Source organism: Niveispirillum fermenti (genome assembly GCF_052474395.1).
The window spans coordinates 236,361-262,142 of the sequence record NZ_CP156681.1 but is presented as its reverse complement, the minus strand read 5'-3'; the positions used below and the strand labels follow the sequence as shown (position 1 = coordinate 262,142).

28 protein-coding genes are annotated in these 25,782 nt (G+C 66.1%); 12 read left to right on the top strand and 16 right to left on the bottom strand.

Going from position 1 to position 25,782, the window contains the following annotated elements; genetic code table 11:
- The first annotated feature begins 38 nt into the window (after positions 1-38).
- The 3 genes from ABC728_RS12665 (at position 39) to ABC728_RS12655 (ending at position 2,135) form a co-directional block, all read left to right on the top strand.
- On the top strand, positions 39-743 hold the full coding sequence (locus ABC728_RS12665) for a TorF family putative porin (RefSeq protein ID WP_416618062.1): 705 nt from the start codon (positions 39-41) through the stop codon (positions 741-743).
- A gap of 177 nt (positions 744-920) precedes the next feature.
- A complete protein-coding gene (locus ABC728_RS12660; RefSeq protein WP_416618063.1) occupies positions 921-1,349 on the top strand; it encodes a flagellar basal body rod protein FlgC in 429 nt (142 codons plus the stop codon).
- A 204-nt stretch (positions 1,350-1,553) separates the two neighbouring features.
- Positions 1,554-2,135, top strand: a complete 582-nt coding sequence (locus ABC728_RS12655; RefSeq protein WP_416618065.1) for a hypothetical protein — start codon at positions 1,554-1,556, stop codon at positions 2,133-2,135.
- 69 nt (positions 2,136-2,204) lie between these two features.
- Here ABC728_RS12655 and ABC728_RS12650 read toward each other — a convergent pair whose 3' ends face one another.
- From ABC728_RS12650 to oppB, 4 genes are read right to left on the bottom strand one after another with little or no spacing between them, the layout of a single operon-like run.
- Complete coding sequence (locus tag ABC728_RS12650; RefSeq protein WP_416618066.1) at positions 2,205-3,206, bottom strand: ABC transporter ATP-binding protein; 1,002 nt, start codon at positions 3,204-3,206, stop codon at positions 2,205-2,207.
- Between the two features lie 19 nt (positions 3,207-3,225).
- On the bottom strand, positions 3,226-4,239 hold the full coding sequence (locus ABC728_RS12645; protein WP_416618068.1) for an ABC transporter ATP-binding protein: 1,014 nt from the start codon (positions 4,237-4,239) through the stop codon (positions 3,226-3,228).
- A gap of 13 nt (positions 4,240-4,252) precedes the next feature.
- Positions 4,253-5,170 carry an ABC transporter permease subunit gene (locus tag ABC728_RS12640; protein ID WP_416618070.1) on the bottom strand — a complete coding sequence of 306 codons (918 nt, stop codon included), beginning with the start codon at positions 5,168-5,170 and terminating at the stop codon, positions 4,253-4,255.
- Positions 5,171-5,185: 15 nt separating this feature from the next.
- Positions 5,186-6,109, bottom strand: a complete 924-nt coding sequence (gene oppB, locus ABC728_RS12635; protein WP_416618071.1) for an oligopeptide ABC transporter permease OppB — start codon at positions 6,107-6,109, stop codon at positions 5,186-5,188.
- 643 nt (positions 6,110-6,752) lie between these two features.
- Here oppB and acnA point away from each other — a divergent pair.
- Positions 6,753-9,461 (top strand): aconitate hydratase AcnA, encoded by a 2,709-nt coding sequence (gene acnA / locus ABC728_RS12630; protein ID WP_416618072.1) that lies wholly within the window; start codon positions 6,753-6,755, stop codon positions 9,459-9,461.
- 211 nt (positions 9,462-9,672) lie between these two features.
- On the opposite strand, the gene ABC728_RS12625 is transcribed toward acnA, so the two are convergent.
- The 5 genes from ABC728_RS12625 to znuC form a co-directional block, all read right to left on the bottom strand.
- Positions 9,673-10,281 (bottom strand): periplasmic heavy metal sensor, encoded by a 609-nt coding sequence (locus tag ABC728_RS12625; protein ID WP_416618073.1) that lies wholly within the window; start codon positions 10,279-10,281, stop codon positions 9,673-9,675.
- A complete protein-coding gene (locus tag ABC728_RS12620) occupies positions 10,278-10,793 on the bottom strand; it encodes a hypothetical protein (protein ID WP_416618074.1) in 516 nt (171 codons plus the stop codon). Before ABC728_RS12620 ends, ABC728_RS12625 begins: the two co-directional genes overlap by 4 nt.
- A complete protein-coding gene (locus ABC728_RS12615; protein WP_416618075.1) occupies positions 10,790-11,485 on the bottom strand; it encodes an RNA polymerase sigma factor in 696 nt (231 codons plus the stop codon). Before ABC728_RS12615 ends, ABC728_RS12620 begins: the two co-directional genes overlap by 4 nt.
- 397 nt (positions 11,486-11,882) lie before the next feature.
- Complete coding sequence (locus ABC728_RS12610; protein WP_416618269.1) at positions 11,883-12,674, bottom strand: metal ABC transporter permease; 792 nt, start codon at positions 12,672-12,674, stop codon at positions 11,883-11,885.
- On the bottom strand, positions 12,667-13,503 hold the full coding sequence (gene znuC / locus ABC728_RS12605) for a zinc ABC transporter ATP-binding protein ZnuC (protein WP_445376559.1): 837 nt from the start codon (positions 13,501-13,503) through the stop codon (positions 12,667-12,669). Before znuC ends, ABC728_RS12610 begins: the two co-directional genes overlap by 8 nt.
- Before the next feature lie 153 nt (positions 13,504-13,656).
- On the opposite strand from znuC, the gene ABC728_RS12600 reads away from it, so the two are divergent.
- A complete protein-coding gene (locus ABC728_RS12600; protein ID WP_416618076.1) occupies positions 13,657-14,592 on the top strand; it encodes a zinc ABC transporter substrate-binding protein in 936 nt (311 codons plus the stop codon).
- A 61-nt stretch (positions 14,593-14,653) separates the two neighbouring features.
- Positions 14,654-15,451: a 4-hydroxy-tetrahydrodipicolinate reductase gene (dapB, locus tag ABC728_RS12595; protein ID WP_416618077.1), complete on the top strand. Its 798-nt coding sequence runs from the start codon at positions 14,654-14,656 to the stop codon at positions 15,449-15,451.
- Between the two features lie 79 nt (positions 15,452-15,530).
- Here the strand turns inward: dapB and ABC728_RS12590 are convergent, their stop codons facing one another.
- The 6 genes from ABC728_RS12590 to ABC728_RS12565 form a co-directional block, all read right to left on the bottom strand.
- Positions 15,531-16,184, bottom strand: a complete 654-nt coding sequence (locus tag ABC728_RS12590) for a TerC family protein (protein WP_416618078.1) — start codon at positions 16,182-16,184, stop codon at positions 15,531-15,533.
- A gap of 334 nt (positions 16,185-16,518) precedes the next feature.
- Positions 16,519-16,890, bottom strand: coding sequence for a hypothetical protein (locus ABC728_RS12585; RefSeq protein ID WP_416618079.1), 372 nt, complete (start codon positions 16,888-16,890; stop codon positions 16,519-16,521).
- A gap of 110 nt (positions 16,891-17,000) precedes the next feature.
- Entirely contained in the window at positions 17,001-17,612 is a 612-nt protein-coding gene (locus ABC728_RS12580) for a histidine phosphatase family protein (RefSeq protein WP_416618080.1), read from the bottom strand.
- A 10-nt stretch (positions 17,613-17,622) separates the two neighbouring features.
- Complete coding sequence (hemF, locus tag ABC728_RS12575) at positions 17,623-18,522, bottom strand: oxygen-dependent coproporphyrinogen oxidase (protein ID WP_416618081.1); 900 nt, start codon at positions 18,520-18,522, stop codon at positions 17,623-17,625.
- 46 nt (positions 18,523-18,568) lie between these two features.
- Entirely contained in the window at positions 18,569-19,000 is a 432-nt protein-coding gene (locus tag ABC728_RS12570) for a tRNA (cytidine(34)-2'-O)-methyltransferase (RefSeq protein ID WP_445376643.1), read from the bottom strand.
- A 56-nt stretch (positions 19,001-19,056) separates the two neighbouring features.
- Positions 19,057-19,299, bottom strand: coding sequence for a hypothetical protein (locus ABC728_RS12565; RefSeq protein ID WP_416618083.1), 243 nt, complete (start codon positions 19,297-19,299; stop codon positions 19,057-19,059).
- Between the two features lie 281 nt (positions 19,300-19,580).
- On the opposite strand from ABC728_RS12565, the gene rpmB reads away from it, so the two are divergent.
- From rpmB to ABC728_RS12535, 6 genes are all read left to right on the top strand, one after another.
- Positions 19,581-19,877, top strand: coding sequence for a 50S ribosomal protein L28 (gene rpmB / locus ABC728_RS12560; RefSeq protein WP_416618084.1), 297 nt, complete (start codon positions 19,581-19,583; stop codon positions 19,875-19,877).
- Positions 19,878-20,039: 162 nt separating this feature from the next.
- Positions 20,040-20,813 (top strand): queuosine precursor transporter, encoded by a 774-nt coding sequence (locus ABC728_RS12555; RefSeq protein ID WP_416618085.1) that lies wholly within the window; start codon positions 20,040-20,042, stop codon positions 20,811-20,813.
- A 126-nt stretch (positions 20,814-20,939) separates the two neighbouring features.
- Complete coding sequence (gene tgt / locus ABC728_RS12550) at positions 20,940-22,190, top strand: tRNA guanosine(34) transglycosylase Tgt (protein ID WP_416618086.1); 1,251 nt, start codon at positions 20,940-20,942, stop codon at positions 22,188-22,190.
- Positions 22,187-23,098 carry a diguanylate cyclase gene (locus tag ABC728_RS12545; RefSeq protein WP_445376558.1) on the top strand — a complete coding sequence of 304 codons (912 nt, stop codon included), beginning with the start codon at positions 22,187-22,189 and terminating at the stop codon, positions 23,096-23,098. The genes tgt and ABC728_RS12545 overlap by 4 nt, the downstream gene beginning before the upstream one ends.
- Before the next feature lie 17 nt (positions 23,099-23,115).
- A complete protein-coding gene (locus tag ABC728_RS12540) occupies positions 23,116-23,892 on the top strand; it encodes a glycosyltransferase family 2 protein (RefSeq protein ID WP_416618088.1) in 777 nt (258 codons plus the stop codon).
- Between the two features lie 130 nt (positions 23,893-24,022).
- Positions 24,023-25,015: a TerC family protein gene (locus ABC728_RS12535; protein WP_416618089.1), complete on the top strand. Its 993-nt coding sequence runs from the start codon at positions 24,023-24,025 to the stop codon at positions 25,013-25,015.
- A gap of 61 nt (positions 25,016-25,076) precedes the next feature.
- Here the strand turns inward: ABC728_RS12535 and ABC728_RS12530 are convergent, their stop codons facing one another.
- Positions 25,077-25,760: a DUF1194 domain-containing protein gene (locus ABC728_RS12530; protein WP_416618090.1), complete on the bottom strand. Its 684-nt coding sequence runs from the start codon at positions 25,758-25,760 to the stop codon at positions 25,077-25,079.
- Positions 25,761-25,782 lie beyond the last annotated feature (22 nt).

The window sequence follows — 25,782 nt, the reverse complement described above, 5'->3', positions numbered from 1 at the left end:
GGACCCCAACCATATAAATGCCTCATAAGGAGTGGTTCATGCGTTTCTCCCGGTTGCTCGCCTCCACCGCGGTTGCCGTCACCATGCTGGGCGCCGCTGGCGCTGCCCATGCCGAGGACGGGCCGTTCTCCTTCTCCGGCTCGGCCGCCCTGACCAGCGATTATGTGTTCCGTGGCTACAGCCAGACCGAAGAAGACCCCGCCGTCCAGTTGGGCCTTGAAGTCGGTCATGAAAGCGGCTTCTTCGCCGGCGCCTGGGGCTCCAACGTCGATCTCGGCGCCGATGCCGATGTCGAGCTGGATGTCTATATCGGCTACGGCAACACGATCGACAATTTCTCCTATTCGATCGTCGGCAACTACTACACCTATCCGGGTGCTGACAGCTCCGCCAAGTATGACTTCTTCGAGTTCGGCCTGAACCTGGAATATGCGCTCGACAAGTTCACGCTGTCTGGCTCCGCCTACTGGTCGCCGGAATTCTACGGCACGCAGGGCGGTGACGGCTGGTACTTCAACACCGGCTTGGCCTATGCCGTGACCGACACCGTGTCGGTCTATGGCGCCATCGGCTTCAACGAGTTCGACAGCGCCCTGCTGGAAGACTATCAGGACTACCAGGTCGGCGTGACGGTCGATTTCGAGCCGTTCGCCCTGGACGTCAAGTATGTCGACACCGACGTGAAGAATGCCGCCCCGCTGGGCAATTCCCGCTTCGTCGCCACGCTGTCCTACTCGTTCTGATCGGGGGCGGGCTTTTGCCCGCTCTCCATCGTCTCAATCAATGTGGTCCGGGCTGCGGCCGGTCTCCCTTCCGGGGACCGGCCGTTGCTTTTCAGCCCTATCCTTTCCCGCGCTTGCCGATGCCGGCGGCCCGGGTCATGCTGGCAACATCCGCGTGACCCCCAAGGACCTTCCCCCATGTCCATCGGCGGCATTAATATCGCCCTGTCCGGCGCCCTGGCGCAGACCCAGCGTCTGGCCGTCAGCGCCGGCAACGTTGCGAACCTGCGCAGCACAGGGGCGATTCCCGCAGCCGACGGCACCGTGCAACCTGGCCAGAGCCAGCCCTACCAGCCGCAGACAGCCAGTCAAACCAGTGTGGCCGGGCCTGGCGGCCAGGGCCAGGGGACGCGGGTTGTCGCACGACCAACCACGCCGGCCTATCTGCCCGAATATCAGCCGGACAGCCCCGACGCCAATGCCGATGGGCTTGTCGCCGCGCCGAATGTAGATATCGTCGGCGAAAGCGTCGGCCAGATGACCGCCCTGCGGGCCTTCCAGGCCAATCTTGCCACCATCCGCACCCAGGATGAGATGGAACGCAGCGCCATCGACACGCTGGCCTGATCGACATGTTGGCCTGATCGACACGCTGGCCTGAGGATCGCTTCGCCGGTGATGGGCGGATTTGCGGTGCGGATGGCTTAATCCGGCCTTGCCCGCCTGCCCACCAAAGAGGCAGGATAGGCGCCATGAAACCGCCACGCCCTGGCGGCAACCTTCCGTTTCAGACCCTTGTCTTCCCCCCTTGCCGCTCCCAAGGACCGCCCCATGCTGCGCCGCTCGCTGCTGACCCTGGCCCTGGCCACGCCGTTCCTGTCCATCCTGCCCGCCGCGGCCCAGTCCGCCGGTGTCGATTTCACGACGCGGGAGCCGATCGTGCTGGATGTGGCCAGCATCGAGGTGGAAAGCCCCTATGTGCCCCCCATGAAGCCGCCCAACGTGGATCACCTGATCCCGCTGACGCCGTCGGATTCGGTCCGGCTTTGGGCCACGTCCCGGTTGAAGGCCGGTGGTCCGCAGGGCCGGGCCCGCGTCATCATCCACGACGCCTCGGTGAAGGAAGAGGACCTGGACCGGACCAAGGGCATCCGGGGCTGGTTCACCAAGGACCAGTCGCAGAAATATGCGGGCAAGGTCCAGGTGGAGGTCGTGGTGGAGGGCACCTCGCGCGGCTATAACGGCAGCGTGTCCGCCACCGTCGCCCGCGCCACCACGGTGGCAGAGGACGTGACCCTGGCCGGCCGGGAAAAGACCATGCTGGGCCTGGTCCGCGACCTGGCAGCCGACATGGATACCGAACTGGACAAGAGCATCCGGGCCAACATGTTCCCGGTCATCATCATCCAGTAGGGTTTTGCTCAGGAGGGGGCACCGGCCTGCCGGCAGTCCCCTTTTGCTGTGGCGCCGTATCAGGCCGGGTCAGACCAGCTTGCGGTCGGGCAGGCCCCAATGGTGGCAGGCCACCTGATGGCCGGGGGCCTTTTCCTCCAGCTTGGGTGTCAGATTGGCGCATTCTTCCGTCGCACGCGGGCAGCGCGTGCGGAAGACACAGCCGGACGGCGGGTTCATGGGGCTGGGCAGGTCGCCGCCCAGCACGATCCGCTCCTTGTTCTTCTCGACATCCGGGTCCGGCACCGGCACGGCGGAAATCAGCGCTTGGGTATAGGGGTGCAGGGGGGCGGCATAGATGGCGTCGCGATCCGCGATCTCCATCACCTTTCCCAGATAAAGCACCATGACGCGGTGGCTGACATGGCGCACGACAGACAGGTCGTGGCTGATGAACAGCAGCGACAGGCCCATCTCCTTTTGCAGATCCATCAGCAGGTTGACGATCTGGGCCTGGATCGACACGTCCAGGGCGGACACGGGCTCGTCGCAGACGACCATTTTCGGCTTCAGGATCATGGCCCGCGCGATGCCGATGCGCTGGCACTGCCCGCCGGAGAATTCGTGCGGATAGCGGTTGATCATCTGCGGCAGCAGGCCGACCTTGGCCATCATGTCCTTGACCAGGGCCTTGCGCTCGGCCTTGGGCATCTTGGGCCGGAAGACGGTCAGCGGCTCGGCGATGATGTCGCCGATGGTTATGCGGGGGTTCAGGCTGGCCAGCGGGTCCTGGAAGACGATCTGCATGTCCTCCCGCTTCTGGCGGATCACCTCCGCCCCCACGCCCGTCAGTTCCGAGCCCATGAACAGCACTTGTCCGTCGGTCGGCTTGATGAGCTGCAGGATGGCACGGCCCAGCGTGGATTTGCCACAGCCGGACTCGCCCACGATGCCCAGGGTCTCTCCCTCGCCCAGGGCGAAGGAGACGCCGTCCACGGCCTTCAGCGGCGTGTACCGCCCGATCAGGACGCCGCCGGTGCGGATGGGGAAATGGACCTTCAGGTCGGAGACGCGGAGCAGTTCCTTGGACATGGGGTGCATACTCCGTGCCTTATTCGCCGACCGGCAGCGACGGGGCGGCCGGATCGGAAACGGGGTTTTGAAGACTGACCAGGTGGCAGGCCTTGGCATGGCCGGGCCCGACCTCGCGCAGCAGCGGCAATTCGCTTACGCAGCGGTCATGCACGAAATCGCAGCGTTCCTGGAACGGGCAGCCCTTGGGCAGGCGCTGCAGGTTCGGCGGCTGGCCGGGAATGGCATAGAGCGTTTCCGACCGTTCCTCCGTCAGGCGCGGCATGGAGGAAAGCAGGCCGGCGGCGTAAGGGTGGGCGGGGGAATAGAAGATGTCCCGCACGGTGCCCGTCTCCATGAACCGGCCACCGTACATGACCTGCACCTTGTCGCACAGGCCGGCGACGGTGCCCAGATCATGGGTGATCAGCACGATGGCGGCCTTGGTCACGCGCTTCAGGTCGGCCATCAGGTCCAGGATCTGGGCCTGGACCGTCACGTCCAGCGCCGTTGTCGGTTCATCCGCGATCAGCAGTTCCGGCTCGCACAAAAGCGCCATGGCGATCATGATGCGCTGGCGCATGCCGCCCGACAATTCATGGGGATATTGCGTCAGGCGCCGGCCCGCCTCCGGGATCCGCACAAGGTTCAGCATTTCCAGCGCGCGCTTGGTGGCGTCGGCGTTGCTCATGCCCTTGTGCTGCACCAGCACCTCGGTCATCTGGCGGCCGATGCGCAGATGCGGGGTCAGGCCGGTCATGCTGTCCTGGAAGATCATGGCGATCTTGTCGCCGCGGATCCTGTTCAGTTCCTTGACCGGCATGCCGACCAGTTCGGTCCCGCGATAGCGGGCGGACCCCAGCGTCCGGCCGTTCTTGGCCAGAAGCCCCATCACGGACATGAAAAGCTGGCTCTTGCCGGAACCACTCTCACCGACGATGCCGACACATTCTCCCTCGTTTACATCGAAGGAAACGCCGTTGACGGCACTGACCTCGCCATCGGGTGTGGCGAAACGGACCTGGAGGTCGCGGACTTCCAAAACTGCGGTCATCTTGTCCGTTCCCTTAGCGGTCCTTGGGGTCCAGCGCGTCGCGCAGCCCGTCGCCGATGAAGTTGAAGCAGAACAGCGTCACCGCCAGGAACACGGCCGGGAAGATCAGCATGTGCGGGGCATTCTCCATCTGGGCGGCCCCTTCGGAAATCAGCACGCCCCAGCTCGTCATCGGCTCCTGCACGCCCAGGCCCAGGAAGGACAGGAAGCTTTCCACCAGGATCACCACCGGCACCAGCAGGGTGACGAACACGATGACCGGGCCAATGACGTTGGGGATGATGTGGCGGCGGATGATGTTGGGCGTGGACACGCCGGCGGCGCGGGCCGCCTCGATATATTCCTTGCGCTTCACGGACATGGTCTGGCCGCGCACGATACGCGCCATGGTCAGCCATTCGACACAGCCGATGGCCGCAAACACCAGGATGATGTGCCGGCCGAACACCACGACCAGGATGATCACGAAGAACATCAGCGGCATGGAATAGAGCACGTCGACGATGCGCATCATGACGCTGTCGATGCGACCACCGAAATAGCCGGCGACGGCACCGTAGACGACACCGATGATCAGGGCGACCAGCGTCGTGACGATGCCCACCGCCAGCGACACCTTGGCACCATACAGCGTGCGGATGAACAGGTCGCGGCCATTGGCATCGGTGCCGAACCAGTGGCTGTTCTCCAGCGTCGGGCCGACGCCGATATAATCCCAGTAGACCGCGTCATATTCATGCGGGCTGAGAAAATCCGCGAAGATCGCCAGCAAGGTGATGATGCCCAGCACGATCATGCTGACCACGGCCATCTTGTTGGCCAGCAGGCGGCGACGCGCGTCCTGCCAGAGCGACCGGCCCAGAACCTCCTCGCCCGCCGCCTTTTCGATCAGGGCCGCCCGTGTGGCGCTGCCGGTGATGTCTTGAACCATGGGGGTTTCCAGTTCTCAGTCGTAGCGCACGCGCGGGTCCATCAGGCCATAGACCAGATCGACCAGCAGGTTCATCAGCACGATCAGGCTGCCATAGGTGATGACGGTGCCCATCACCAGCGTATAGTCACGGTTGATGGCACCCTGCACAAAATAGCGGCCGATGCCGGGCAGCCCGAAAATCTGCTCGATCACCACCGAACCGGTCACCAGCCCGGCAACGGCCGGCCCCAGATAGGAGATCACGGGCAGCAGGGCCGCGCGCAGCGTGTGCCGGGTGATGATCAGGCGTTCCGGCAACCCCTTGGCATGGGCGGTGCGCACGAAGTTCGACCGCAGCACCTCCACCATGCCGCCGCGGGTCAGGCGGCTGATGATGGCGATCTGCGGCAGGGCCAGTGCCACAACCGGCAGAACCAGATGGCGCATCGACCCATCCCCCAGCCCCGCCACGGGCAACAGGCCGAGATAAATGCCGAAAACCAGGGTCAGCAGCGGCGCCATCACAAAATTCGGGATCGTGATGCCCACCATGGCCACACCCATGATGGAATAATCCGTCTTTGAATTCTGCCGCATGGCCGCGATGATGCCCAGCGTGCAGCCGATCACCACGGCCAGGGCAATGGCGGAAAGACCAAGGCGAAGCGAAACGGGGAAACCGGTGCCGATCAATTCGGATACCGTGAAATCCTTGTAGGTGAAGGAGGGGCCGAAATCACCCTGCAGCGCATTGCCCAGATAGATCAGGAACTGTTGCCAGACCGGCTTGTCCAGATTGTAGGCGGCCTTCAGGTTGGCCTCGATCTCCGGCGGCAACACCCGCTCGCTGTCGAACGGGCCGCCGGGGGCGGAGTGCATCAGGAAAAAGGACAGGGCAACGATCACCAGCAAAGTCGGGATCGCTTCCAGCAGCCGCCGGACGGCATAAGACAACATCTACAGGGTCCCTCCATCGCGCCTTATTCAGCCGGCATGGACTCTGCCATGCGCCAAACGCATCCCGCGCGGACGGCATGACATGTCTGTGAAAAAACCGTCCCTGTCAACCGTGCCACGGCAAAAGAGATATTATTTCAAGTCTAGACATGTCCGCGGGCCATTCATCATTTAATGCAGGCCGTATCGGGTAATTTTTGGTGCCGGAAACGCGCGAGGGCATATTCCGGTATTCGCCGGTTCCGTTCCATTCATCATCCACCGCCCATGATCGTGCCGGGTTTCACGGCGGGTTTCCAGTTCAATCACCGGCACTGCGTCCTGTCCGCCGCCGCCATGGGCGGGCTCTCCGGTTACCGGGTCGTGCCCAGGGGGCGGGCCCCGGCGCATGGCCCGTGGCGGTGATCCGGCCGCAGGTCCGTCTCCAGTTAAGATTGTTTCGCAACAAGCCCCTACCTTGAGCGAAATCGACGAAAATGGGGGGCTGATCCCCCCTTCTGGGATTTGCCCCGCACCGCAAAAAGCGCTACACCACGCACCGAAACAGCCATCCTCGGCAGGCCGGTTGTTCCCGGACGCTGGAGCCGGGGCGAAGGTGCGGCCCGCCTAATTCCCGCGACCCCGTTGGAGGAGTCACCCCCTTATGTCCACGACCACCGGCACCGACAGCCTGAAAACCCGCCGCACATTGACCGTCGGCGGCAAGTCCGTTGATTATTTCAGCATTCCCGAAGCCGAGAAGGCCGGCCTGGGCGATGTATCGCGCCTGCCCTTCTCGATGAAGGTGCTGCTGGAGAACCTGCTGCGCTTCGAAGATGGGCGCACGGTGAGCGTGGACGACGTGAAGGCCGTCGCCCAGTGGCTGGTCGACAAGCGGTCCGACCGCGAGATCGCCTATCGTCCGGCCCGCGTGCTGATGCAGGATTTCACGGGCGTTCCGGCCGTCTGCGATCTGGCCGCGATGCGCGAGGCCATGGTGGCGCTGGGTGGTGATCCGACCAAGATCAACCCGCTGACCCCGGTCGATCTGGTCATCGACCATTCGGTGATGGTCGATGCCTTCGGCACCCCGCAGGCCTTTGACGAGAATGTGGACCTGGAATTCCAGCGCAATGGCGAACGGTACGAGTTCCTGCGCTGGGGCCAGAAGGCCTTCAACAATTTCCGCGTCGTGCCGCCGGGCACCGGCATCTGCCACCAGGTGAACCTGGAATATCTGGCCCAGACCGTCTGGACCGATACCGACCAGACCGGCGCGACCGTGGCCTATCCGGACACGCTGGTCGGCACCGACAGCCACACGACCATGGTCAACGGCATGGCCGTGCTGGGCTGGGGCGTGGGCGGTATCGAGGCCGAAGCCGCGATGCTGGGCCAGCCCATCTCCATGCTGATCCCGGAAGTCGTCGGCTTCAAGCTGACCGGCAAGCTGCGTGAGGGTGCGACCGCCACCGATCTGGTGCTGACCGTCACCCAGATGCTGCGCGCGAAGAAGGTGGTCGGCAAGTTCGTGGAATTCTACGGTTCGGGCCTGGACGCCCTGACCCTGGCCGACCGCGCGACGATCGCCAACATGGCCCCGGAATATGGCGCCACCTGCGGCATCTTCCCGATCGATGCCGAGACCATCCGCTTCCTGCACTTCACCGGCCGCGACGCCGACCGCGTGGCGCTGGTGGAAGCCTATGCCAAGGCCCAGGGCATGTGGCGCGATGCCAACTCGCCCGAGCCGGTCTTCACCGATACGCTGGAACTGGACCTTGGTTCGGTTGAGCCGTCCCTGGCCGGCCCGAAGCGTCCGCAGGACCGCGTGCTGCTGTCCAACGTCACCAAGGAATTCGGCGAATTCCTGGCCACCGACGTTGCCGGCCGCCCCGTCAGCCAGCCGACCGACGTTGCCGGTGCCGATTACAAGCTGGATCACGGCCATGTCGTGATCGCCGCCATCACCAGCTGCACCAACACCTCCAACCCGTCGGTGCTGTTCGCCGCCGGCCTGGTGGCGAAGAAGGCGGTGGAACTGGGCCTGAAGACCAAGCCGTGGGTGAAGCCCTCGCTGGCGCCCGGGTCCCAGGTCGTGACCGACTATCTGAATGCCGCCGGCCTGTCGTCCTATCTGGATCAGCTCGGCTTCAATCTGGTCGGCTATGGCTGCACCACCTGCATCGGCAATTCCGGTCCGCTGCCGGACCCGATCGCCGCCGCCGTGGATGCGGGCAAGCTGACCGTCGCGTCGGTTCTGTCGGGCAATCGCAACTTCGAAGGCCGCGTGTCCCCGCAGGTCCGCGCCAACTATCTGGCCTCCCCGCCGCTGGTGGTGGCCTATGCCCTGGCCGGCACGCTGCACCTGGACATCTCCAAGGATCCGATCGGCACGGGCAAGGACGGCAAGCCCGTCTACCTGAAGGACATCTGGCCGTCGAACAAGGAGATCGAGGACACGATCGCCCAGTTCCTGACGCGCGACATGTTCGTCAGCCGCTATGCCAACGTGTTCCAGGGTCCGGAACAGTGGCAGAAGATCAAGACCGTCGAGGGCATGACCTACAAGTGGGACGACAAGTCGACCTACGCGAAGCGTCCGCCGCTGTTCGACGGCATCACCATGCAGCCGGGCGACGTGTCCGATGTGAAGGGGGCCCGTGCGCTCGCCATTCTGGGCGACAGCATCACCACCGACCACATCTCCCCGGCCGGCAACATCAAGAAGGCCAGCCCGGCCGGTGAATACCTGCTGGAGAATGGCGTCACCGTCGCCGACTTCAACAGCTATGGCGCCCGCCGCGGCAACCATGAAGTCATGATGCGTGGCACCTTCGCCAATATCCGCATCAAGAACGAGATGGTGCCGGGTGTCGAAGGCGGCGTGACCAAGTATGTCCCGACCGGCGACGTCATGCCGATCTACAATGCCTCCATGAAGTATCAGGCCGAGGGCACGCCGCTGGTCGTGTTCGCGGGCGCCGAGTATGGCACCGGTTCCTCGCGTGACTGGGCGGCCAAGGGCACCCGCCTGCTGGGCGTTCGCGCCGTGGTGGCGGAAAGCTTCGAGCGTATCCACCGGTCCAATCTGGTCGGCATGGGCATCCTTCCGCTTCAGTACCCGGCCGGTGTGAACCGCAAGACGCTGAAGCTGGATGGCTCGGAAACCTTCGACATCGTGGGTGTCGAAGCCGGCCTGAAGCCGCGCATGAACCTGACGCTGACCATCACCCGCGCCGACGGGTCGAAGGAGACGCTGGACCTGCTGTGCCGCATCGACACGCTGGACGAGGTCGATTATTTCAAGAATGGCGGCATCCTGCAGTACGTGCTGCGCAATCTGGCGGCCCCGGCCGCCGCCGCAGAGTAACCGACGCCCTGATGGACAGGGTTCCCGTCTGGGAACCCTGTCCGGTCTGCCGGCGGCAAATACCGCTGGCGGGCAGGCGGGATGAAGGGCAGGGGCGTCGGTGCAATCCGGCGCTCACCCTGCACAAAGAAAACCCGGCGGAACCATCCGCCGGGTTTTTTCATGAACGGGGCTTGTTTCCGGACATCCCCGGCGGGCTGGCCGGGGATGTCTAGCGCTGCTCGTCGCCTTCCCCTGGCCTGGGGCCCGGCGGTGCTGCCATCGGGGCGCGGGCCGGGTCGAATGGAATGGCACCGGGCGGTGGCGGGGGCATGCCCGGTTCGCGGCCGCCCGGCCCGTCATTCATCAGCAGGCGGGGGCCGCGCATCTCCGTCAGGCGGCGTCTTCCCTCCGGCGACAATTTCTCCAGGACGGCGATGATCGTATCGGTCTGGCCACGCTCCATCGCCTGACGTTCGGCTGCGGCCTTCTCCAACTCCGTGCGCAGGGCGGCGGCGTCGAAGGGGTCGGCCTGCATCAGATCACGAAGGTTATCGATACGGCTCCGGAATGTTTTGGCGCGCTCGGCGAATTTTTCCATATCGCCTTCGAAATGATCCCGAAGTATCTGGGCATCGGCTGGCGGAAGATCATCGATTTTCCGCCGCAGGGCGATCATGGGACCACCGAAGCCCGGGGGGCCCTCCGGACCGTCCGCCATCATGCGTGGCGGATGGGGCGGGGTGGGCGCCAGCCAGTGGGGAACCTGCGTTCCCAGCAGGAAAAGGTTGAGGCCGACCGACGCCAGCAGCGCGGTCTGGATCAGGCGGTTGCGGTTCATTGGAACAGGCTTTCCAGGGCGGACGGGGTGAAAAGGGCGCCGGCCAGATCATTGCCGGCGGTGGCCGTGACGGCGGTGACCGCGGGGGCGGGGCCTGTCGCCGGTGTCACGGTGCCGACGAGGATTCCGGCCGCGGTGCAGGCCGCCAGCCCGGCTGTGCGGGGCCAGACGGGGGCAAGTGTATCCACCCAGCGGCGCAGACGCTGTGCAAAAGGGGGCGGCCGCCGCACCGGCTGCCGTGCGGGCAGGTCGGCCAGGGCCCCGGCCACGACCCGGGCCACGCGATCGGCCCCTGTGTCGGGCCGCGGGGCCATGTCCAGCAGTCCGTCCAGGGCCGCGGCCTGTCGCAGGGCCGCGTGTGCCTCTCTGGTGCTCGCCAGCAATGCCTGGGCCGGGCCACGCCATTCGGCAGGCCAGCGGTCCGGTGCGGCGCCGTACTGCTCCAGCAGGCTCCGGAAGGTGGCCATCCCCATGGCCGTCTCCCGATCCGCATCTTGCTTCGGTTCCCTCATGTCTCATCCTCCCCCACGCCCGTAATCCCCAGGGCGGTCAGCCGGCTGCGCAAGGCGCGGCGGGCGCGGGCCAGCAGCGATTCCACTGCTGGCACCGACAAGTCCATCACCCGCCCGGCCTCGGCGGCGCTCATCTCCTCGTAATAGCAAAGGGCGACGGCCGCCCTTTGCCGCTCCGGCAGGCCCGCAAGGGCCGCCTCCATCTTTGCCGATACCTGCCGACGCGCCACCAGCGTGCCAGCGGCGGGTGCCGGGTCGGGAACGTCGGGTGCGTCGTCCAGCGCCTCGAACCCCTGCCGCCGCCGGCGATCGATGCATTGGTTGACGACGACCCTGTGCAGCCAGGTGGGGAACCGGGCCGAACCGCCCGCCTGCCACTGGCCGGCCCGGGTCCAGACCTTCACCCACGCCTCCTGTACCACCTCGTCCGCCTCGGCGGCACTGCCCAGAATACGCTGGGCAACGGACAGGGCCCTGGCGCTGTGCCGGGTGGCCAGCACGGCAAAGGCCGCCCGGTCGCCATCGGCGATAAGGGCCAGCAGCGTGTCATCGTCCAGCACCTGCTCCGCAGCCGTCATCGGCGTCACGGTCACCTGCTTCTCTTCGTTCCGAACCCGTCCGGCGGCGCTGGATATCCGGGCGTCGCGCCCCGGCGGATCCAGCGGTGACGGCAACCGCTTCGTCGCCAGCATGCCCCTTCCACGCGGCGGGGCACAGGGGACTGTCGCGCCCCTGTGCGGGAAAAATTACCAAGCCTACGCGACAGGGACCAGCCGGGGGCAGCGTGGAAGAGGTATCGCCACCCGGTGCAAACCCCATCCGACGGCACCGGCAAAATCCCCCGTACCCCAGCCCATCCGGCCCCGGGGGATCGGCGATGAACGGGCCGGCCTCCCGGCATATCCGGACCCCGCCGACCCCGCCCCTTCAAAAAGGCGGTGTCCGGCCCGGGAGGTTCCAGGTGCGGCCATGTCTCCAGAGTAGGGCTGACCCCCGCTGTTCCTGCCCGGACGGCGGGGGTCTTCCTGCCTGCTGCATCATGCCCTTCAATCGCCAGCGCCCCATGCGTGGGCCATGACCACGCGGTCGCTACGCAGCCGCGCGGGCCGGCAGCAGGTGGCTGATCAGGAACAGGAAAGCGCCGGCCGACACGATGGCCGGTCCCGTCGGCAAATCAGCCCAGAGCGAGGCGGCAAGCCCCGTTACCACCGTGCCCATGCCGATCAGGACGGACAGCAGGGCCATGGCTTCCGGCCCGCGCACGAAGCGCCGGGCCGTGGCCGCCGGGATGATCAGCAGCGACGTGACCAGCAGAATGCCCACGATTTTCATGGCCAGCGCGATGGTGACGGCGATCAGCAGCGTGAAGCCCAGCCGGATGCGGCGCACGGGCACGCCTTCGACACGGGCCAGATCCTCATCCACGATCAGGGCCAGCAACCCGCGCCAGATCCAGGCCAGCAGCGCCAGCACGACAGCCCCGCCGGCCCAGATGGCGTAAAGGTCCGCGTCGGCGACGGCCAGAATGTCGCCGAACAGATAGGACAGCAGATCCACCCGCACCGACCCCAGCAACGCCATGGCGACCAGCCCCAGGCTGAGCGTGGAATGCGAGATGATGCCCAGCAGCGTGTCACTGGCCAGCCGTCGCTGTTCCTGGAGGAGGGTCAGCGAAACGGCAATGACCAGACAGACCAGCACGATGCCGGCCCCGGCCCCGATCCCGGCCAGAAAGCCCAGTGCCACGCCAAGCAGGGCCGAATGGGACAGGGTGTCCCCGAAATAGGCCATACGCCGCCAGACGACGACGCAGCCCAGCGGCCCCGTGACCAGCGCCATGCCGATACCGGCCAGCAATGCCCGAACCAGGAAATCATCCATGGTCATGCCCCGCCGGATGATGATGGCCGTGCCCGTGCCGCCCATGGTCATGGTGATGATGGTGGCTGTGGGGGGTATGTTCCTGCCCCGCCGGCACCACGCAGCCATCATCGGCGTGGCTGTGGTCATGGCTGTGGTGATAGACGGCCAGTGCCTCTGCATGGCGGCCGAACAGGGCCGTGTATTCAGGATGGCGCGACACGTCCTCGGGCTTGCCCTGGCAGCAGACATGCCGGTTCAGGCAGAGCACCGTGTCGGTGCGGGCCATGACCAGATGCAGGTCGTGGCTGACCAGCAGTACGCCGCAGCCCCGGCGGTTGCGGATATCGCCGATCAGTTCGAACAGTTCGATCTGGCCATGCACGTCCACGGCCTGTACGGGTTCGTCCAGGACCAGCAGGTCCGGGCGGCGCAGCAGGGCGCGGGCCAGCAGCACGCGCTGCATCTCCCCGCCCGACAGGGTCTGCACGGCGCGGTCGATCGTATGGGACGCTCCCACCTCCGCCAATGTGCCGCGCATCTCCGCTTCCCCGCTGCGCGACCAGAGCGACAGGAAGCGCCGCACGGTCAGCGGCAGCGTGGCATCGACGGAGAGGCGCTGGGGCATATAGCCGATGCGCAGGCCCGGCCGGCGTTCCACCCGGCCCGCCGTGGGTGGCAGCAGGCCCAGGCACAGCTTGACCAGACTGGTCTTGCCGGCCCCGTTGGGGCCGATCAGGGTGACGATCTCCCCTGCGCTGACGGTCAGGGACACGTCGTCCAGCACGGCGCGTCCCGCCCGCGACAGGCTCAACCCCTCGGCTTTCAACAGCGGCGTGGACACGGGCATGAAGGCTCCGGTGGCGGCGGGCGGCGATCTGATCTGCGCCTGCCGCAGGGTTTACGCCATGCTGTGCGTCTTGACAAACGTTACATTATAACACATTTGCTGGGTTCCCACTTCTCGACGTCAGGTTTGCTGTCTCCGCCAGGGTTCCGTTGCATGTTCCGTTTGCTGACAATCGCGGTCCTTCTCGTGGCCGGGCTCTCCTTCCCGATTGCCGCGGCACCGCCGCCGCCCAAGGTGGTCGTGTCGGTGAAACCGCTGCATTCCCTGGTTGCCGGGATCATGCAGGGGGCGGGGGAACCTTATCTGCTGGTAAGGGGCGCCGCCAGTCCGCACGCCTTCGCGCTGCGGCCGTCCGATGCCCGGGCCCTGGCCGATGCGCAACTGATCGTGTGGGCCGGCCCGATGATGGAGACATTCCTGGAACGGCCGCTATCCACGCTGGCGCGCGGGGCCACGCTGCTGACCCTGTCACAGTCCGCCGGGGTGCGGCTGCTGCCCACCCGGGCCGGCGGTGCCTGGGAACATCACGACCATGATCACGGCCATGCCGGCCACGATCATGGTGACCTGACGACCGACGGGCATTTGTGGCTGGACCCCATGAACGCCAAGGCCATCGGCCTGGCCGTGGCGGGGGCGCTGTCCACACTGGACCCGGCGCGGGCGGCCCTCTACCACGCCAATGCGCAGGCCCGGAGCGAAGAGATCGACCGCCTGCACGCGGAATTGTCGGCCGAACTGGCGACGGTCAGGGACCGGCCCTTCATCGTCTTCCACGACGCCTATCATTATCTAGAGGACCGGTACGGGCTGGCCACCGCCGGGGCCATCACGGTGAGCCCGGACCAGCCGCCGGGTGCCGCCCGCCTGTCGGCCCTGCGCCGGCGTATCGCGCAGGCCGGGGCCGTGTGCATATTCGCCGAGCCGCAGTTCGAGCCGGCCCTGGTGCGCACCCTGGCCCAGGGGACCAAGGCGCGCACGGGTGTGCTGGACCCGGAAGGGGCGAATATTCCCGACGGGCCGGGCCTTTATCCCGCCCTGATGCGCTTCAACGTGCGTTCACTGGTGGATTGCCTTTCCGGGGGCTGATCAGGGCACCGGGGCATGCTATGCCCATGGTCTGGATCATGTCTGGGTGAGGGAAATGGCGATGCGTATCGGAATCGTGGGCGGCGGCGGCCGCATGGGTCAGATGCTGATCCGCGAGGTCCTGGCGACCGGGGGGGCCAGCCTGTCCGGTGCCACGGAGCGGCCGGGTTCGGCCGTCATCGGCCGTGACCTGGGCGTGCTGGTGGGGGGCGAGCCGGCGGGTGTCGCCGTCACCGACGACGCGGCCGCCCTGTTCGCCACGGCCGATGCCGTCATCGACTTCACCGCACCGGCGGCCACGGTGGCCCACGCCGCCCTGGCTGCCGAACATGGCACGGCGCTGATCGTGGGCACCACCGGCCTGACGGCCGACGACCATGCGCGGCTTGCGATGGCGGCGGAGAAGGCGCCGCTGGTCGTGGCGGCCAATTTCAGCCTGGGCGTCACGCTGCTGGCCGGACTGGTGCGCAAGGTTGCGGCGACGCTGGGTCCCGACTGGGATATCGAGATCGTGGAGATGCACCACAAGCACAAGGTCGATGCGCCCAGCGGCACGGCGCTGGCATTGGGCCGCGCGGCGGCGGCCGGTCGCGGGGTGGACCTGATGGATGTGAAGGATGCCGTGCGCGACGGCCATACGGGCGCGCGCAAGCGGGGGGATATCGGCTTTGCCACCGTGCGCGGCGGCGACGTGGTGGGGGACCATACCGTGATGTTCGCCACCGAGGCGGAACGGCTGGAACTGACGCACAAGGCCGGCAGCCGCGCCATTTTCGCGCGCGGCGCCGTGCGGGCCGCATTGTGGGCCGGGGGCCGGGCACCGGGACTATATTCGATGGATGACGTGCTGGGCCTCTGACCCCGGCACGCCAGAGACGACGCGATCGGCAAGGGGCCGGCCGGGGGGGGGCGCATACCCCCCCGGCCGGCCCGGTTCCTCAGCCGCCGATCATGCCCACGAAGGGCACCACCTGCTCCCCGCCACTGATGATCATCTTGATGGCCACGTAAAGGATGACCAGCAGGCCGATATAGGCGATCCAGTGGTAGCGCGACAGAAGCTTGGCGATGGCTGTCGCGGCCGCCCCCATGAAGGCCACCGACAGGGCCAGCCCCAGGATCAGCACCTCCGGATGGTCATGCGCCGCGCCGGCCACGGCCAGCACATTGTCCAGCGACATGGACACGTCGGCGATGACGATCTGGATGATGGCCTGGCGCACCGTCTTGGTGCCTTCCGGCGGCAAACTCTCTGCATCGGGATTGTCGCCATCGGGGTTGGCGGCCTCGTCCACCACCTCGGCGGCCAGCGCCTCCTGCCGCTGTTCGCGGATTTCGCGCCACATCTTCCAGCAGACCCACAGCAGCAGGATGCCACCCGCCAGGGTCAGTCCCACGATATCCAGCAATTGCGTGGTCAGCAGGGCGAAGATGATGCGCAGCACCACGGCCGCCGCGATGCCCCAGAAGATGACCTTCGTGCGTTGATGGGCTGCCACCCCGGCTGCGGCCAGGCCGACGACGATGGCATTGTCGCCCGCCAGCACGATGTCGATCAGGATGACCTGCCACAGGGCATGCCAGAACGACATTTCAAAAAACATTTCCATATCCGCAGATCCTCTCGCCGATGGTGCCCGTCCGTTTGCGGAGAGGCATTTTTATTGATTTAGACAAGTACAAAAAAGCCCGCCCCTTGAAACAGGGGCGGGTTATCAAGTCTTGGCAGTTGGATCCTGCATGAATGATGACAGGACAATTTGAGATTGGGCGCAGAAATCGCGGATGTCAAACAGTAAATTCACAAAATATCAAAATGAATTGGCGATATTTACTTAATCTCAGGCAAAGAAAAAGCGCTTTCATCCAATTATATGGATGAGGTACTTCAAGTTATTGCAATGAAAGAAGGAGTTGCCGGAGCCCTTACAGGCGCGGCGGGCCCGTGGCCCAGGGGCGGCCCGTCAGGCGGCCATCCTGCTGCGCGGCAGTGGCGAAGATACGGGCCGATGTCGCCGTGAATCCCCGCTTCAACGTGGAAGCAGGGGAGGCGAGCCCGTCCATGCCCGAGCCCTCGTCGCTGTTGGCAGGCGACGGTGTCTCGGGTATCGCGGTCAGAAGCAGGGGGGCGGTATCGTCGGGGCCGGGCGGCGGCAGGGGGATGTCGTCCCCGGCTGTCGCAATGCCACCTGGCGGCTGATCGGGGGCGAGCCCGTGCGCTGTTGCCGGCGGGGCCAGCAACAGGAAGGACAGGCTCAGCAAAAGGACAAGCAACCGTACAACGGTCACAGGCATCATCCCCGGCGGCGCAATCCCATCTCGGGACGCTACATCCCTACAATGGGCGCGCCCTGGCCCGACGGCAAGGGCAAGAAAGGCATGTGAGCCCCCCGGCGGGGCCAGGGGCGTCAGCCGCCCAGTTCCTCCACCCCATGCCGGGACAGCCGGAACACGCGATCCTGCGGCACGGGCAGGGCACAGCATGTGGCCTGGTCCTGGCCGGCATAATGGCCGCGCAGGACGCGGCCCGTCATGCCGTGTGAGATGGCGATGGTGGGCCGGTCCACGACCGCCAGGAAGGATAGCAGCCGTTCGAGCACGCCGTCGAAACGCTCCCCGTTCGGGGCGTGGAACTGCCAGCCATGCGGGCCGTGGGCGGCCAGCCAGGGATTGGCCGCCTCGATCTCCGGCCGGGTCATCCCTTCCCAATCGCCGAACGACACCTCTGCCAGGCGTGCATCCAGCGTGACGGGCAGGTCCAGATGGCGGTTGATGATGCGCGTCGTCTCCTGCGTCCGGCCCAGAGGGCTGGAGACCAGCCGGACGCCGTCGCGCCCGCCGGGGATCGCCGCCAGCAGGGTCCGAAGGATACGGCCCACCTGATCGGCCTGGGCACGGCCCTTTTCCGTCAGGTCGCTGTCCATCTGGCCCTGGCACCGCGCCTCCACGTTCCATCGGGTCTGCCCGTGGCGGACCAGCAGGATGGGATGGGCGGCGATGGTGCGGTGTTCCAGGATCATGTCCATGGGATCAGGGCCATTTCACTTCGGGCGGCAGGCTCATCAGGATGGCGTCGATATTGCCGCCCGTCTTCAACCCGAACAGCGTGCCGCGATCATGCAGCAGGTTGAATTCGACATAGCGGCCCCGGCGCAGCAACTGGTGCTCGCGCTGGGCGTCGGTCCAGTCCTGCTGCATGCGCCGGGCAACGATGCGGGGATAGACATCCAGGAACGCCTCGCCCACCGCGCGGGTGAAGGCGAAATCGGCTTCCCAGTCGCCGCTGTCCAGATGATCGTAGAAGATGCCGCCCACGCCCCTTGGCTCGTCGCGGTGGGGCAGGAAGAAATAGCGGTCGCACCATTCCTTGAACCGGTCGTAATAATCGGCGCCGTGCCGGTCGCAGGCCGCCTTCAGCGCAGCGTGGAACGCGGCCTTGTCCTCTTCGGTCTGCACGCCTTCCAGGAACATCGGCGTCAGGTCGGCGCCGCCGCCGAACCAGCCCTGGCTGGTGACCAGCATGCGGGTGTTCATATGGACGGCCGGAACCAGAGGGCTGCGCATATGGGCCACCAGACTGATGCCGCTGGCCCAGAAGCGCCCGTCACCGCCCGCCCCCGTGATCGATCCCCGGAATTCAGGAGAGAAGGTGCCATGGACGGTGGAGATGTTGACGCCCACCTTCTCGAACACGCGGCCCTTCATCACGCTCATCACGCCGCCGCCGCCCTCGGCCCCGTCATGGTTGGGCCGGTTCCATTCCTTGCGTTCGAACCGGCCGGCCGGCAGCCCGGCATGCCGTCCGCCCGCCAGATCATCCTCCAGCCGCTCGAACGCGGCGCAGATATGATCGCGCAGGGTCCGGAACCATGTGCTGGCCTGGGCCTGGCGGGCGGCCAGGATGTCGGGGGCGGGAAGCGGGGTGGGCATGGGGCGGGTCCGGGACAGCCAACGGGAACGGGGAACGGATGCGGGTTTACCCTGTCGCGCCCGTGCGTGCCATGGGGGAATCGGCCGCACCGCCCCCCACCTGCCGCAACACTTCCCCCAGCACCATGGCGGCGGCCACGGCGACATTCAGCGACCGTGTGCCCGCGCGCATGGGGATCAGCACCCGCAGGCTGGCGGCCTCATGCACATCTTCCGGCACGCCGGCGCTTTCCCGGCCCAGCAGCAGGATGTCGTCGGGCCGGTAGGCGACCTGGGTATAGGGCACGGCGGCGCGGGTGGTCAGCAGCACCAGCCGTCCCTGCCGCCGGGCCTGGAAGGCATCCCAGCTCGCATGGCGCGTCACCTCGGCATGGCCGGCATAATCCATCACCGACCGCCGCATGCGCCGGTCGTCCAGGATGAAGCCGCAGGGCTCTATGATGTCCAGGCCGACGCCGGTGCAGGCGGCCAGCCGCATCAGCGTGCCGGCATTCTGCGGAATGTCGGGCTGGTAAAGGGCGATGCGGGGCAAGGTCAGGTCAGCACGTCCAGATACATGCCACGGCGGTAGCGGGCGGGAAGGCGCAGCATGCCATCAACGATCAGGGCCGCCAGCTCCCGCGGGTTGGGCCAGCGGTTGCCGGGCCGCCCCGTGGGGATGGGCCGCCCGCCGGGGCCGGTGATGGCGATGGTGCCGCGCCGGCCACCGCCTTCCACCAGGGCGCCGCCCATGCCGCTGGCAGCGGCGGATGTCGAATTCATGCGCGTATCGACCATCTCGTGGTGTCCCCCGGCCGGGTTGTCTTTGCATCAGGAGCAGACAGGATATAAGGAACAAGGCCCGGCGGAAAGGGGCTGGTGCATCCCCGCATGGCGGAATTGCGGGGGAAAGCCGCTGTCCACGGGCTTGACTCCATGCAACCCCTCGTCTATCAACGCGGCTTCGTTGGTCGGGCGGGTTCCCGGCCGGCAATGTCGAGTTTCGTCGTCGAGTTTCGTCAGGGTGCGCCCCGGTATCTTCTTATCCGTGGCCGCCAGCAGCAAAGAATAGGTGTTCCATGTCCCGCAAGTGCGCCGTGACCGGCAAGGGTGTGCAGACCGGCAACAACGTCTCCCACGCCAACAACAAGTCCCGCCGGCGCTTCCTGCCGAACCTGCAGGAGACCTCCCTGCTGTCCGATGCGCTGGGCCGCATGGTGCGCCTGCGCCTGTCGACCAACGGCATCCGCACGATCGAGCACAAGGGTGGCCTGGACGCCGCCCTGCTGGACATCGCCGACGCCAAGCTGAGCGACGATGCCCGCAAGGTGAAGAAGCAGATCCAGAAGGCGCTGGCCGCCAAGTCCGCCGCCTGATCGGCGCGCGACGGTTCTTCTGATCGCTGCTGACGGTATCGTCGGCCCCGCGAGACATCCCGAGGGGATCGTTTCGCGGGGCCGCTGCCGTTTGCGGGCAGGGCCTTTCCATCCGGCCGTCGCCGGCCGGTGTGCCCGCCGTTCCTGCCAAGGTGCCGCCGCATGTCGCTGTCGCCCGCCGACCTGATCGCCTTTCTGAACGGGATGCCGCCCGAGGCGCTGCTGCTGTTCCAGGCCTTGTTCTGCTTCGGCACGATTCTGGTGATGGTGCGGCTGTTCGGGGCCGCCGGCCTCTACCTCTATATCGCCACGGCCGTCATCGCGGCGAATGTGGAGGTGCTGAAGGCCGTGCAGTTCAGCTTCTATGACCATCCCGTGGCCATGGGCACGGTGCTGTTCGGCTCCACCTATCTGGCGACCGACATCCTGACGGAACATTACGGGCGCCAGGCGGCGCGCCGGGCCATCTTCCTGTCCTTCGCCGCCTATCTGCTGTTCACGCTGCTGATGGTCCTGACGCTGGGCTTCCGGCCCATGAATGCCGAACAGGCGGCCGGCGGCATGGAATGGGCCCTGCCCATGCACGACCATATCGGCGCCCTGTTCAGCCCCGCCCCGGCCCTGTTCGCGGCCGGGATGACGGCCTATCTGACCAGCCAGCTTTTCGATGTCTGGGTCTATCAGCGGATCCGGGGCGTCACGGGTGACCGCCATCTCTGGCTGCGCAACAATGCCAGCACGATGCTGTCCTCCCTGGTCGACAACGTGATCTTCTCCGTCCTGGCCTGGGTCGTCTTTTCCCCCGACCCGGTGGGGTGGGAGGCGCTGTTCTATACCTATATCCTGGGCACCTATGGCATGCGCGTCGCCCTGACCGTGCTGGACACCCCCTTCATGTACCTGTCACGCCGCATGGTGCGGCGGGTGGATGGCTGAGGACGGAAGGGGTGGCGGCCAGCCATTCGCTGTGGCTTCTGTACAAAGCCGCCATTTTCGCCAATACCGGTAGGCAAGCGGCGCTGGGCGCCTGACCGTCACATCCGAAGAGTTTGTTTGCACGCCATGTCCGCAACATATCCCGGTTTCTCCTTCGACATCACGCATCGCGATCCGGCCGGGTCGAAGGCGCGGATCGGTACGCTGTCCACCCCGCATGGCGCCATCCAGACGCCGAATTTCATTTTCTGCGGCACCAAGGCGGCCATCAAGGGCCTGACCACGGAGCAGATGCGGGAAGAGAAGACGGACATCATCCTGGCCAATACCTACCATCTGATGATCCAGCCGGGCGCCGATCTGGTGGCGAAGCTGGGCGGCCTGCACAAGATGATGAATTGGCACGGGCCGATGCTGACCGACAGCGGCGGCTATCAGATTTTCGCCATGGGCCACGGGTCGGTGGCGGACGAGGTGAAGGGGCGGCGGACCACGACGCGCGAGAAGACGCTTCTGAAGATCACGGAGGAAGGGGCGACCTTCCGGTCCTACACCAATGGCGAAAAGCTGTTCCTGACGCCGGAGAAAAGCATCGACATCCAGCGCAAGCTGGGACCGGACTTCGTCGTGCAGCTTGATGAATGCACGCCCTTCCATGTCGATCGCAGGTACACGGCCCGTTCCATGAAGATGTCGCATCGCTGGGGCGACCGGTCGCTGGCGGCGTTCCGGGAATTTGGCGGCATCTCGGCCAATGGAATGCCGCAGGCCATGTATGGCATCGTCCAGGGCGGCGTCTATCCCGACCTGCGCAAGGAGAGTGCCGAGATCGTCGCCAGCCAGGATTTCTTCGCCACGGCCGTCGGCGGCTGCCTGGGCGCCACGCGCGAACAGATGCACGATGTGGTGGGCATGGCCATGGCGCATGTGCATCCCGACCGGCCGGTGCATCTGCTGGGTATCGGCGGCATCGTGGATATATTCGAAGGGGTGGCGCTGGGCATCGACACGTTCGACTGTGTCAGCCCCACCCGCATCGCCCGCCATGGCTGGGCCCTGGCGCCCGGCGTGAAGGGCGAACGGCTGAATATGCGCAATGCGCGGTTCAAGGATGATGATACGCCCATCGATGCCGAATGCGGCTGCTTCGCCTGCCGCACGGCCAGCCGGGGTTATGTCCACCATCTGCTGAAGGCGGAGGAGATGCTGGGCATGCAGTTGCTGACCATGCACAATGTCCACACCATGAACCGTCTGATGCGCGATATCCGCGCCGCCATCATCACCGGCACCCTGGCCGAGGCGCGGCGCAAATGGGTGTGGCAGCCGGGCGACGGGGCCGAGGGGGCCGAGGGGGCCGAGGGGAGAAGTAAATGAGCGAACCGGCCGGCGCGGCGCCTTCCACGACCATCGCCGGCCTGTCGGCGGTCGTGGACGAGCATCTGCGCTGGCTGACCCGCTGGCACCGGGCCGCCTTTTTCCCGCGCGAAAGCGGGCTGACCGGTCTTGATGACGTGCCCGTGCCGCCCGGCCTGGCGGCCTGGGTTGCACAGATGCGGCAGGACATGGTGGCCGACCAGCCGGCCATCGACCGGCTGATGCTGCTTCATGAGCAGTTGCACCGCATGGGCCGGCTGCTGCTGCTGCGGGCCATGGAGGGCGACCCGCCCGACCATGGCGCCTATGGCGCCGTGATGGACCGTTTCGATGAGTTCATCCAGCAATGCCGCCGCATCGAACGGGCGCTGTCGGTCGCGGGCAGCGGCATCGATCCGCTGACGGGCCTGCGCAACCGCACGGGCCTGATGGAGGAGGTGGGGCGCGAGCTGGCGCGCTTCGCCCGCACGGGCCAGCCCTTCTGCGTGGCCCTGTGCGATCTGGACCGGTTCAAGTCGGTCAATGACACCTTTGGGCACGAGGCCGGCGACCGCGTGCTGGTGGCCGCCGCCGGTTGTCTGGGCAGCGGCATCCGCGCGCTGGACGAAGCCTTCCGCCTGGGTGGAGAGGAAATCCTGATCCTTCTGAAGGAGACGGGGCTGGAAGAGGCCGTGGCCGTACTCGACCGGCTGCGCGCCGACCTGGCGGCGACGCCCGTGCAACTGGCCGACGGGCATGTGCTGCATGTCACGGCCAGCTTCGGCGTGGCCTGCCATGGCCTGGCCGAATTGGCCATCGGCCTGATGGCGGACCAGTTGCTGGAAAGGGCCGACCAGGCGCTTTATGCTGCCAAGCATGGCGGCCGCAACCGGGTGGAGGCCTGGCGGCCCGCCCATTCCCCTCCCTGATCGCCGGGCCGTCGCCGATGCCGCCGAAGCTGCCCCTGTCCGTCTTCATCATCTGCCAGGACGAGGCCGACCGGATCGGCCCCGTCATCCGGGCCGTGGCCGGCTGGGTGGACGAGGTGGTGGTGGTCGACAGCGGCAGCAGTGACGGCACGCCGGACCTGGCCCGGTCGCTGGGGGCCCGCGTCATCCACCATGACTGGCCGGGATACGGCCCGCAGAAACGCTATGCGGAGATGCAGTGCCGGCACGACTGGCTGCTGAACCTGGATGCCGACGAGGTGCCCGTGCCGGAACTGGAGGCGGAGGTGCGGTCCTTGTTCGCGGCCGGCCCGCCGGCGCACCAGGGATATCGCATACGCACCGTGATGGCCCTGCCGCATCAGCGCCGGCCGCACCGGTTCGCCCCCCGGCACAATTACATCCGCCTTTACGACCGGCGTCACGGGCGGTTCGCCGACAGCGCCACGCATGACGCCGTGGCAATGCACAGTGGAACGGTTGCCAGCCTGCGCGCCATCATCGTGCATTATTCCATCCGCAACCACGCCGACCTGATCGCCAAGCTGAACCGCTATTCCACGGCGCAGGCGGCGGAGATCGTGGGGGCGGGCAAGGCCGGACGCTATGGCGCGCTGCGCGCCGTCACGGAGTTCCCCGTCAACCTGCTGCGCTATTTCTTCCTGAAGGGCTATTGGGTTTTCGGGCTGTACGGGCTGGAACTGGCGGCCATCATCGCCTTTTTCCGGTTCGCGCGCGTGGCGAAGGTGCGCGAAATGCATCGCGTCCCCCCTTGAACAATACGGTCCGCTCATTACATTGCACCCCATCCGGGCCCCTCTGGCAGCCGAGGCGTCGGCTGTGATGTCGGATATGAACCCTCATCGCTGACGCAAGCATATCAGGCTGATCCAAGGAGGCGCTCCCATGGAGTTCCTGACAACGATCCTGCTTGAGCCGGTCATGGGTAAGGCCCTGTGGCTATGGCTCGTTTTCATGACCATCGTCCTCACGCTCCTGGCTTTCGACCTGGGCGTCCTCAACAAGAAGGACCATGAGATCGGAATCAAGGAAAGCCTTTATCTTTCGGCTTTCTATATCGTCATCGCCGTCATTTTCGGCAGTTGGGTCTGGTGGTATCTGGGGCCCGATCCGGGCATGCAGTACTTCACCGGCTATGCCCTGGAAAAGGCGCTGTCGCTCGACAATGTCTTCGTCATCTCCCTGATCTTCGGCTATCTGGCCATCCCGCGGCTCTATCAGCACCGGGTGCTGTTCTGGGGCATCCTGGGCGTCATCATCCTGCGCGGCGTGATGATCGGGCTGGGCACGGCGCTGGTCACGAAATGGTCCTGGATATTGTTCCTGTTCGGCGGCTTCCTGATCCTGACGGGTCTGAAGATGCTGTTCATCGCCGACAAGGATGACAAGACGCTGGACGACAATGCCATGGTGCGCTTCCTGCGCCGGCATGTCCGCGTGACCCCGGAACTGCATGGCAACAGCTTCTTCGTTCACCAGCCGCATCCCGCGACCGGCAAGCTCACGCGCTATGCCACGCCGCTGTTCCTGGCGCTGCTGATGGTGGAATTCGCGGACATCGTGTTCGCGGTGGACAGCGTGCCGGCCATCTTCGCCATCACGACCGATCCGTTCATCATCTATACCAGCAACATCTTCGCCATCCTGGGGCTGCGCGCGCTCTACTTCGCGCTGGCCGCCATGGTCCATCGCTTCGAATATCTGAAATATGCGCTGGCCCTGGTGCTGGTGTTCATCGGCGGCAAGATTTTCTGGAACCATTTCCAGGGGAAGATGGACCCGGCCATCTCGCTGTCCGTCACCTTCGTCCTGCTGGCCGGCGGCGTGGTCTATTCATTGCTGAAGACCCGCCGCGCGGAGGCCAAGGACAAGATCTGATGTGGGCCGGCGGGCGGGTGCAACACCCCGCCCGCCCCCGGTGCCGCCCCTTGGCAGGCGGTCACACCATCTCCGTCACCAGCTTGCCCAGCAGCACGCCGGCGAAGGCATCCAGGCTGTCGGCCGCGCGCACGAAGGCGTCGCGGCCGGTGATGACGTTGCCGGTATAGTAATTCTCCAGCCAGTCATATTCGTTCAGGATGGCCAGCGCGTTGATGGTGACATTGGCGCCGGCCGCATAGCCGCGGGCCGATCGCGGATCGATGCCGGCATTGCTGAAGCCGTTGGACACGACATCGATGGTCCGCCGGGCGGTACTGAAAGGTGCCTGGTCCAGAAGGGCCACGGCCCGCACCATGGCGCTGCCCAGTGCCGTCGCCCCGCCCATGGCCACACCGGGGGCAGCATCGATGCTGGCGGCGAAGGTCTCGCAATCGCTCCCCGTCCGCAGGTGCCGCCAGGGAACCAGGGTGGTCAGCGTATCGGGGCCGGCGAACTGGGCCAGCATGACGGCGATGCCATTGCCCCCGCCCCGGACGATGGCTTCGGCCACCGCCTTGTGCCGAAAGGCGGCGGCATGGCCGCGCAACTGGAAATCCAGCAATCCCTCATCGATGCTGGCCGATGCATCCACGGCCAGCAGCAGGGCGAGATCGACCGCCGGCGCCGGCTGGGCCAGTGCTGCGGGAACCGCTGGCAGGGCCGCCAGTCCTGACAGGATGGAACGACGCGACAGCAGGGTCACAGGATGCTCGGGGCCTCCGCCC

What these genes read in the sequence shown, in the direction of transcription:
- ABC728_RS12570 (WP_445376643.1), bottom strand. Translation starts at nt 19,000, where the DNA reads ATGCGGCTGGCCGCCTGCACCGGCGTCGGCCTGGACATCATAGAGCCC.
- acnA (WP_416618072.1), top strand. Translation starts at nt 6,753, where the DNA reads ATGTCCACGACCACCGGCACCGACAGCCTGAAAACCCGCCGCACATTG.
- ABC728_RS12590 (WP_416618078.1), bottom strand. Translation starts at nt 16,184, where the DNA reads ATGTCGTTCTGGCATGCCCTGTGGCAGGTCATCCTGATCGACATCGTG.
- rpmB (WP_416618084.1), top strand. Translation starts at nt 19,581, where the DNA reads ATGTCCCGCAAGTGCGCCGTGACCGGCAAGGGTGTGCAGACCGGCAAC.
- ABC728_RS12540 (WP_416618088.1), top strand. Translation starts at nt 23,116, where the DNA reads ATGCCGCCGAAGCTGCCCCTGTCCGTCTTCATCATCTGCCAGGACGAG.
- ABC728_RS12600 (WP_416618076.1), top strand. Translation starts at nt 13,657, where the DNA reads ATGTTCCGTTTGCTGACAATCGCGGTCCTTCTCGTGGCCGGGCTCTCC.
- ABC728_RS12615 (WP_416618075.1), bottom strand. Translation starts at nt 11,485, where the DNA reads ATGCTGGCGACGAAGCGGTTGCCGTCACCGCTGGATCCGCCGGGGCGC.
- ABC728_RS12580 (WP_416618080.1), bottom strand. Translation starts at nt 17,612, where the DNA reads ATGATCCTGGAACACCGCACCATCGCCGCCCATCCCATCCTGCTGGTC.
- ABC728_RS12645 (WP_416618068.1), bottom strand. Translation starts at nt 4,239, where the DNA reads ATGACCGCAGTTTTGGAAGTCCGCGACCTCCAGGTCCGTTTCGCCACA.
- ABC728_RS12565 (WP_416618083.1), bottom strand. Translation starts at nt 19,299, where the DNA reads ATGGTCGATACGCGCATGAATTCGACATCCGCCGCTGCCAGCGGCATG.
- tgt (WP_416618086.1), top strand. Translation starts at nt 20,940, where the DNA reads ATGTCCGCAACATATCCCGGTTTCTCCTTCGACATCACGCATCGCGAT.
- znuC (WP_445376559.1), bottom strand. Translation starts at nt 13,503, where the DNA reads ATGCCCGTGTCCACGCCGCTGTTGAAAGCCGAGGGGTTGAGCCTGTCG.
- ABC728_RS12535 (WP_416618089.1), top strand. Translation starts at nt 24,023, where the DNA reads ATGGAGTTCCTGACAACGATCCTGCTTGAGCCGGTCATGGGTAAGGCC.
- ABC728_RS12585 (WP_416618079.1), bottom strand. Translation starts at nt 16,890, where the DNA reads ATGATGCCTGTGACCGTTGTACGGTTGCTTGTCCTTTTGCTGAGCCTG.
- ABC728_RS12640 (WP_416618070.1), bottom strand. Translation starts at nt 5,170, where the DNA reads ATGGTTCAAGACATCACCGGCAGCGCCACACGGGCGGCCCTGATCGAA.
- ABC728_RS12545 (WP_445376558.1), top strand. Translation starts at nt 22,187, where the DNA reads ATGAGCGAACCGGCCGGCGCGGCGCCTTCCACGACCATCGCCGGCCTG.
- dapB (WP_416618077.1), top strand. Translation starts at nt 14,654, where the DNA reads ATGCGTATCGGAATCGTGGGCGGCGGCGGCCGCATGGGTCAGATGCTG.
- ABC728_RS12655 (WP_416618065.1), top strand. Translation starts at nt 1,554, where the DNA reads ATGCTGCGCCGCTCGCTGCTGACCCTGGCCCTGGCCACGCCGTTCCTG.
- ABC728_RS12555 (WP_416618085.1), top strand. Translation starts at nt 20,040, where the DNA reads ATGTCGCTGTCGCCCGCCGACCTGATCGCCTTTCTGAACGGGATGCCG.
- ABC728_RS12620 (WP_416618074.1), bottom strand. Translation starts at nt 10,793, where the DNA reads ATGAGGGAACCGAAGCAAGATGCGGATCGGGAGACGGCCATGGGGATG.
- ABC728_RS12610 (WP_416618269.1), bottom strand. Translation starts at nt 12,674, where the DNA reads ATGGATGATTTCCTGGTTCGGGCATTGCTGGCCGGTATCGGCATGGCG.
- ABC728_RS12665 (WP_416618062.1), top strand. Translation starts at nt 39, where the DNA reads ATGCGTTTCTCCCGGTTGCTCGCCTCCACCGCGGTTGCCGTCACCATG.
- ABC728_RS12625 (WP_416618073.1), bottom strand. Translation starts at nt 10,281, where the DNA reads ATGAACCGCAACCGCCTGATCCAGACCGCGCTGCTGGCGTCGGTCGGC.
- oppB (WP_416618071.1), bottom strand. Translation starts at nt 6,109, where the DNA reads ATGTTGTCTTATGCCGTCCGGCGGCTGCTGGAAGCGATCCCGACTTTG.
- hemF (WP_416618081.1), bottom strand. Translation starts at nt 18,522, where the DNA reads ATGCCCACCCCGCTTCCCGCCCCCGACATCCTGGCCGCCCGCCAGGCC.
- ABC728_RS12650 (WP_416618066.1), bottom strand. Translation starts at nt 3,206, where the DNA reads ATGTCCAAGGAACTGCTCCGCGTCTCCGACCTGAAGGTCCATTTCCCC.
- ABC728_RS12660 (WP_416618063.1), top strand. Translation starts at nt 921, where the DNA reads ATGTCCATCGGCGGCATTAATATCGCCCTGTCCGGCGCCCTGGCGCAG.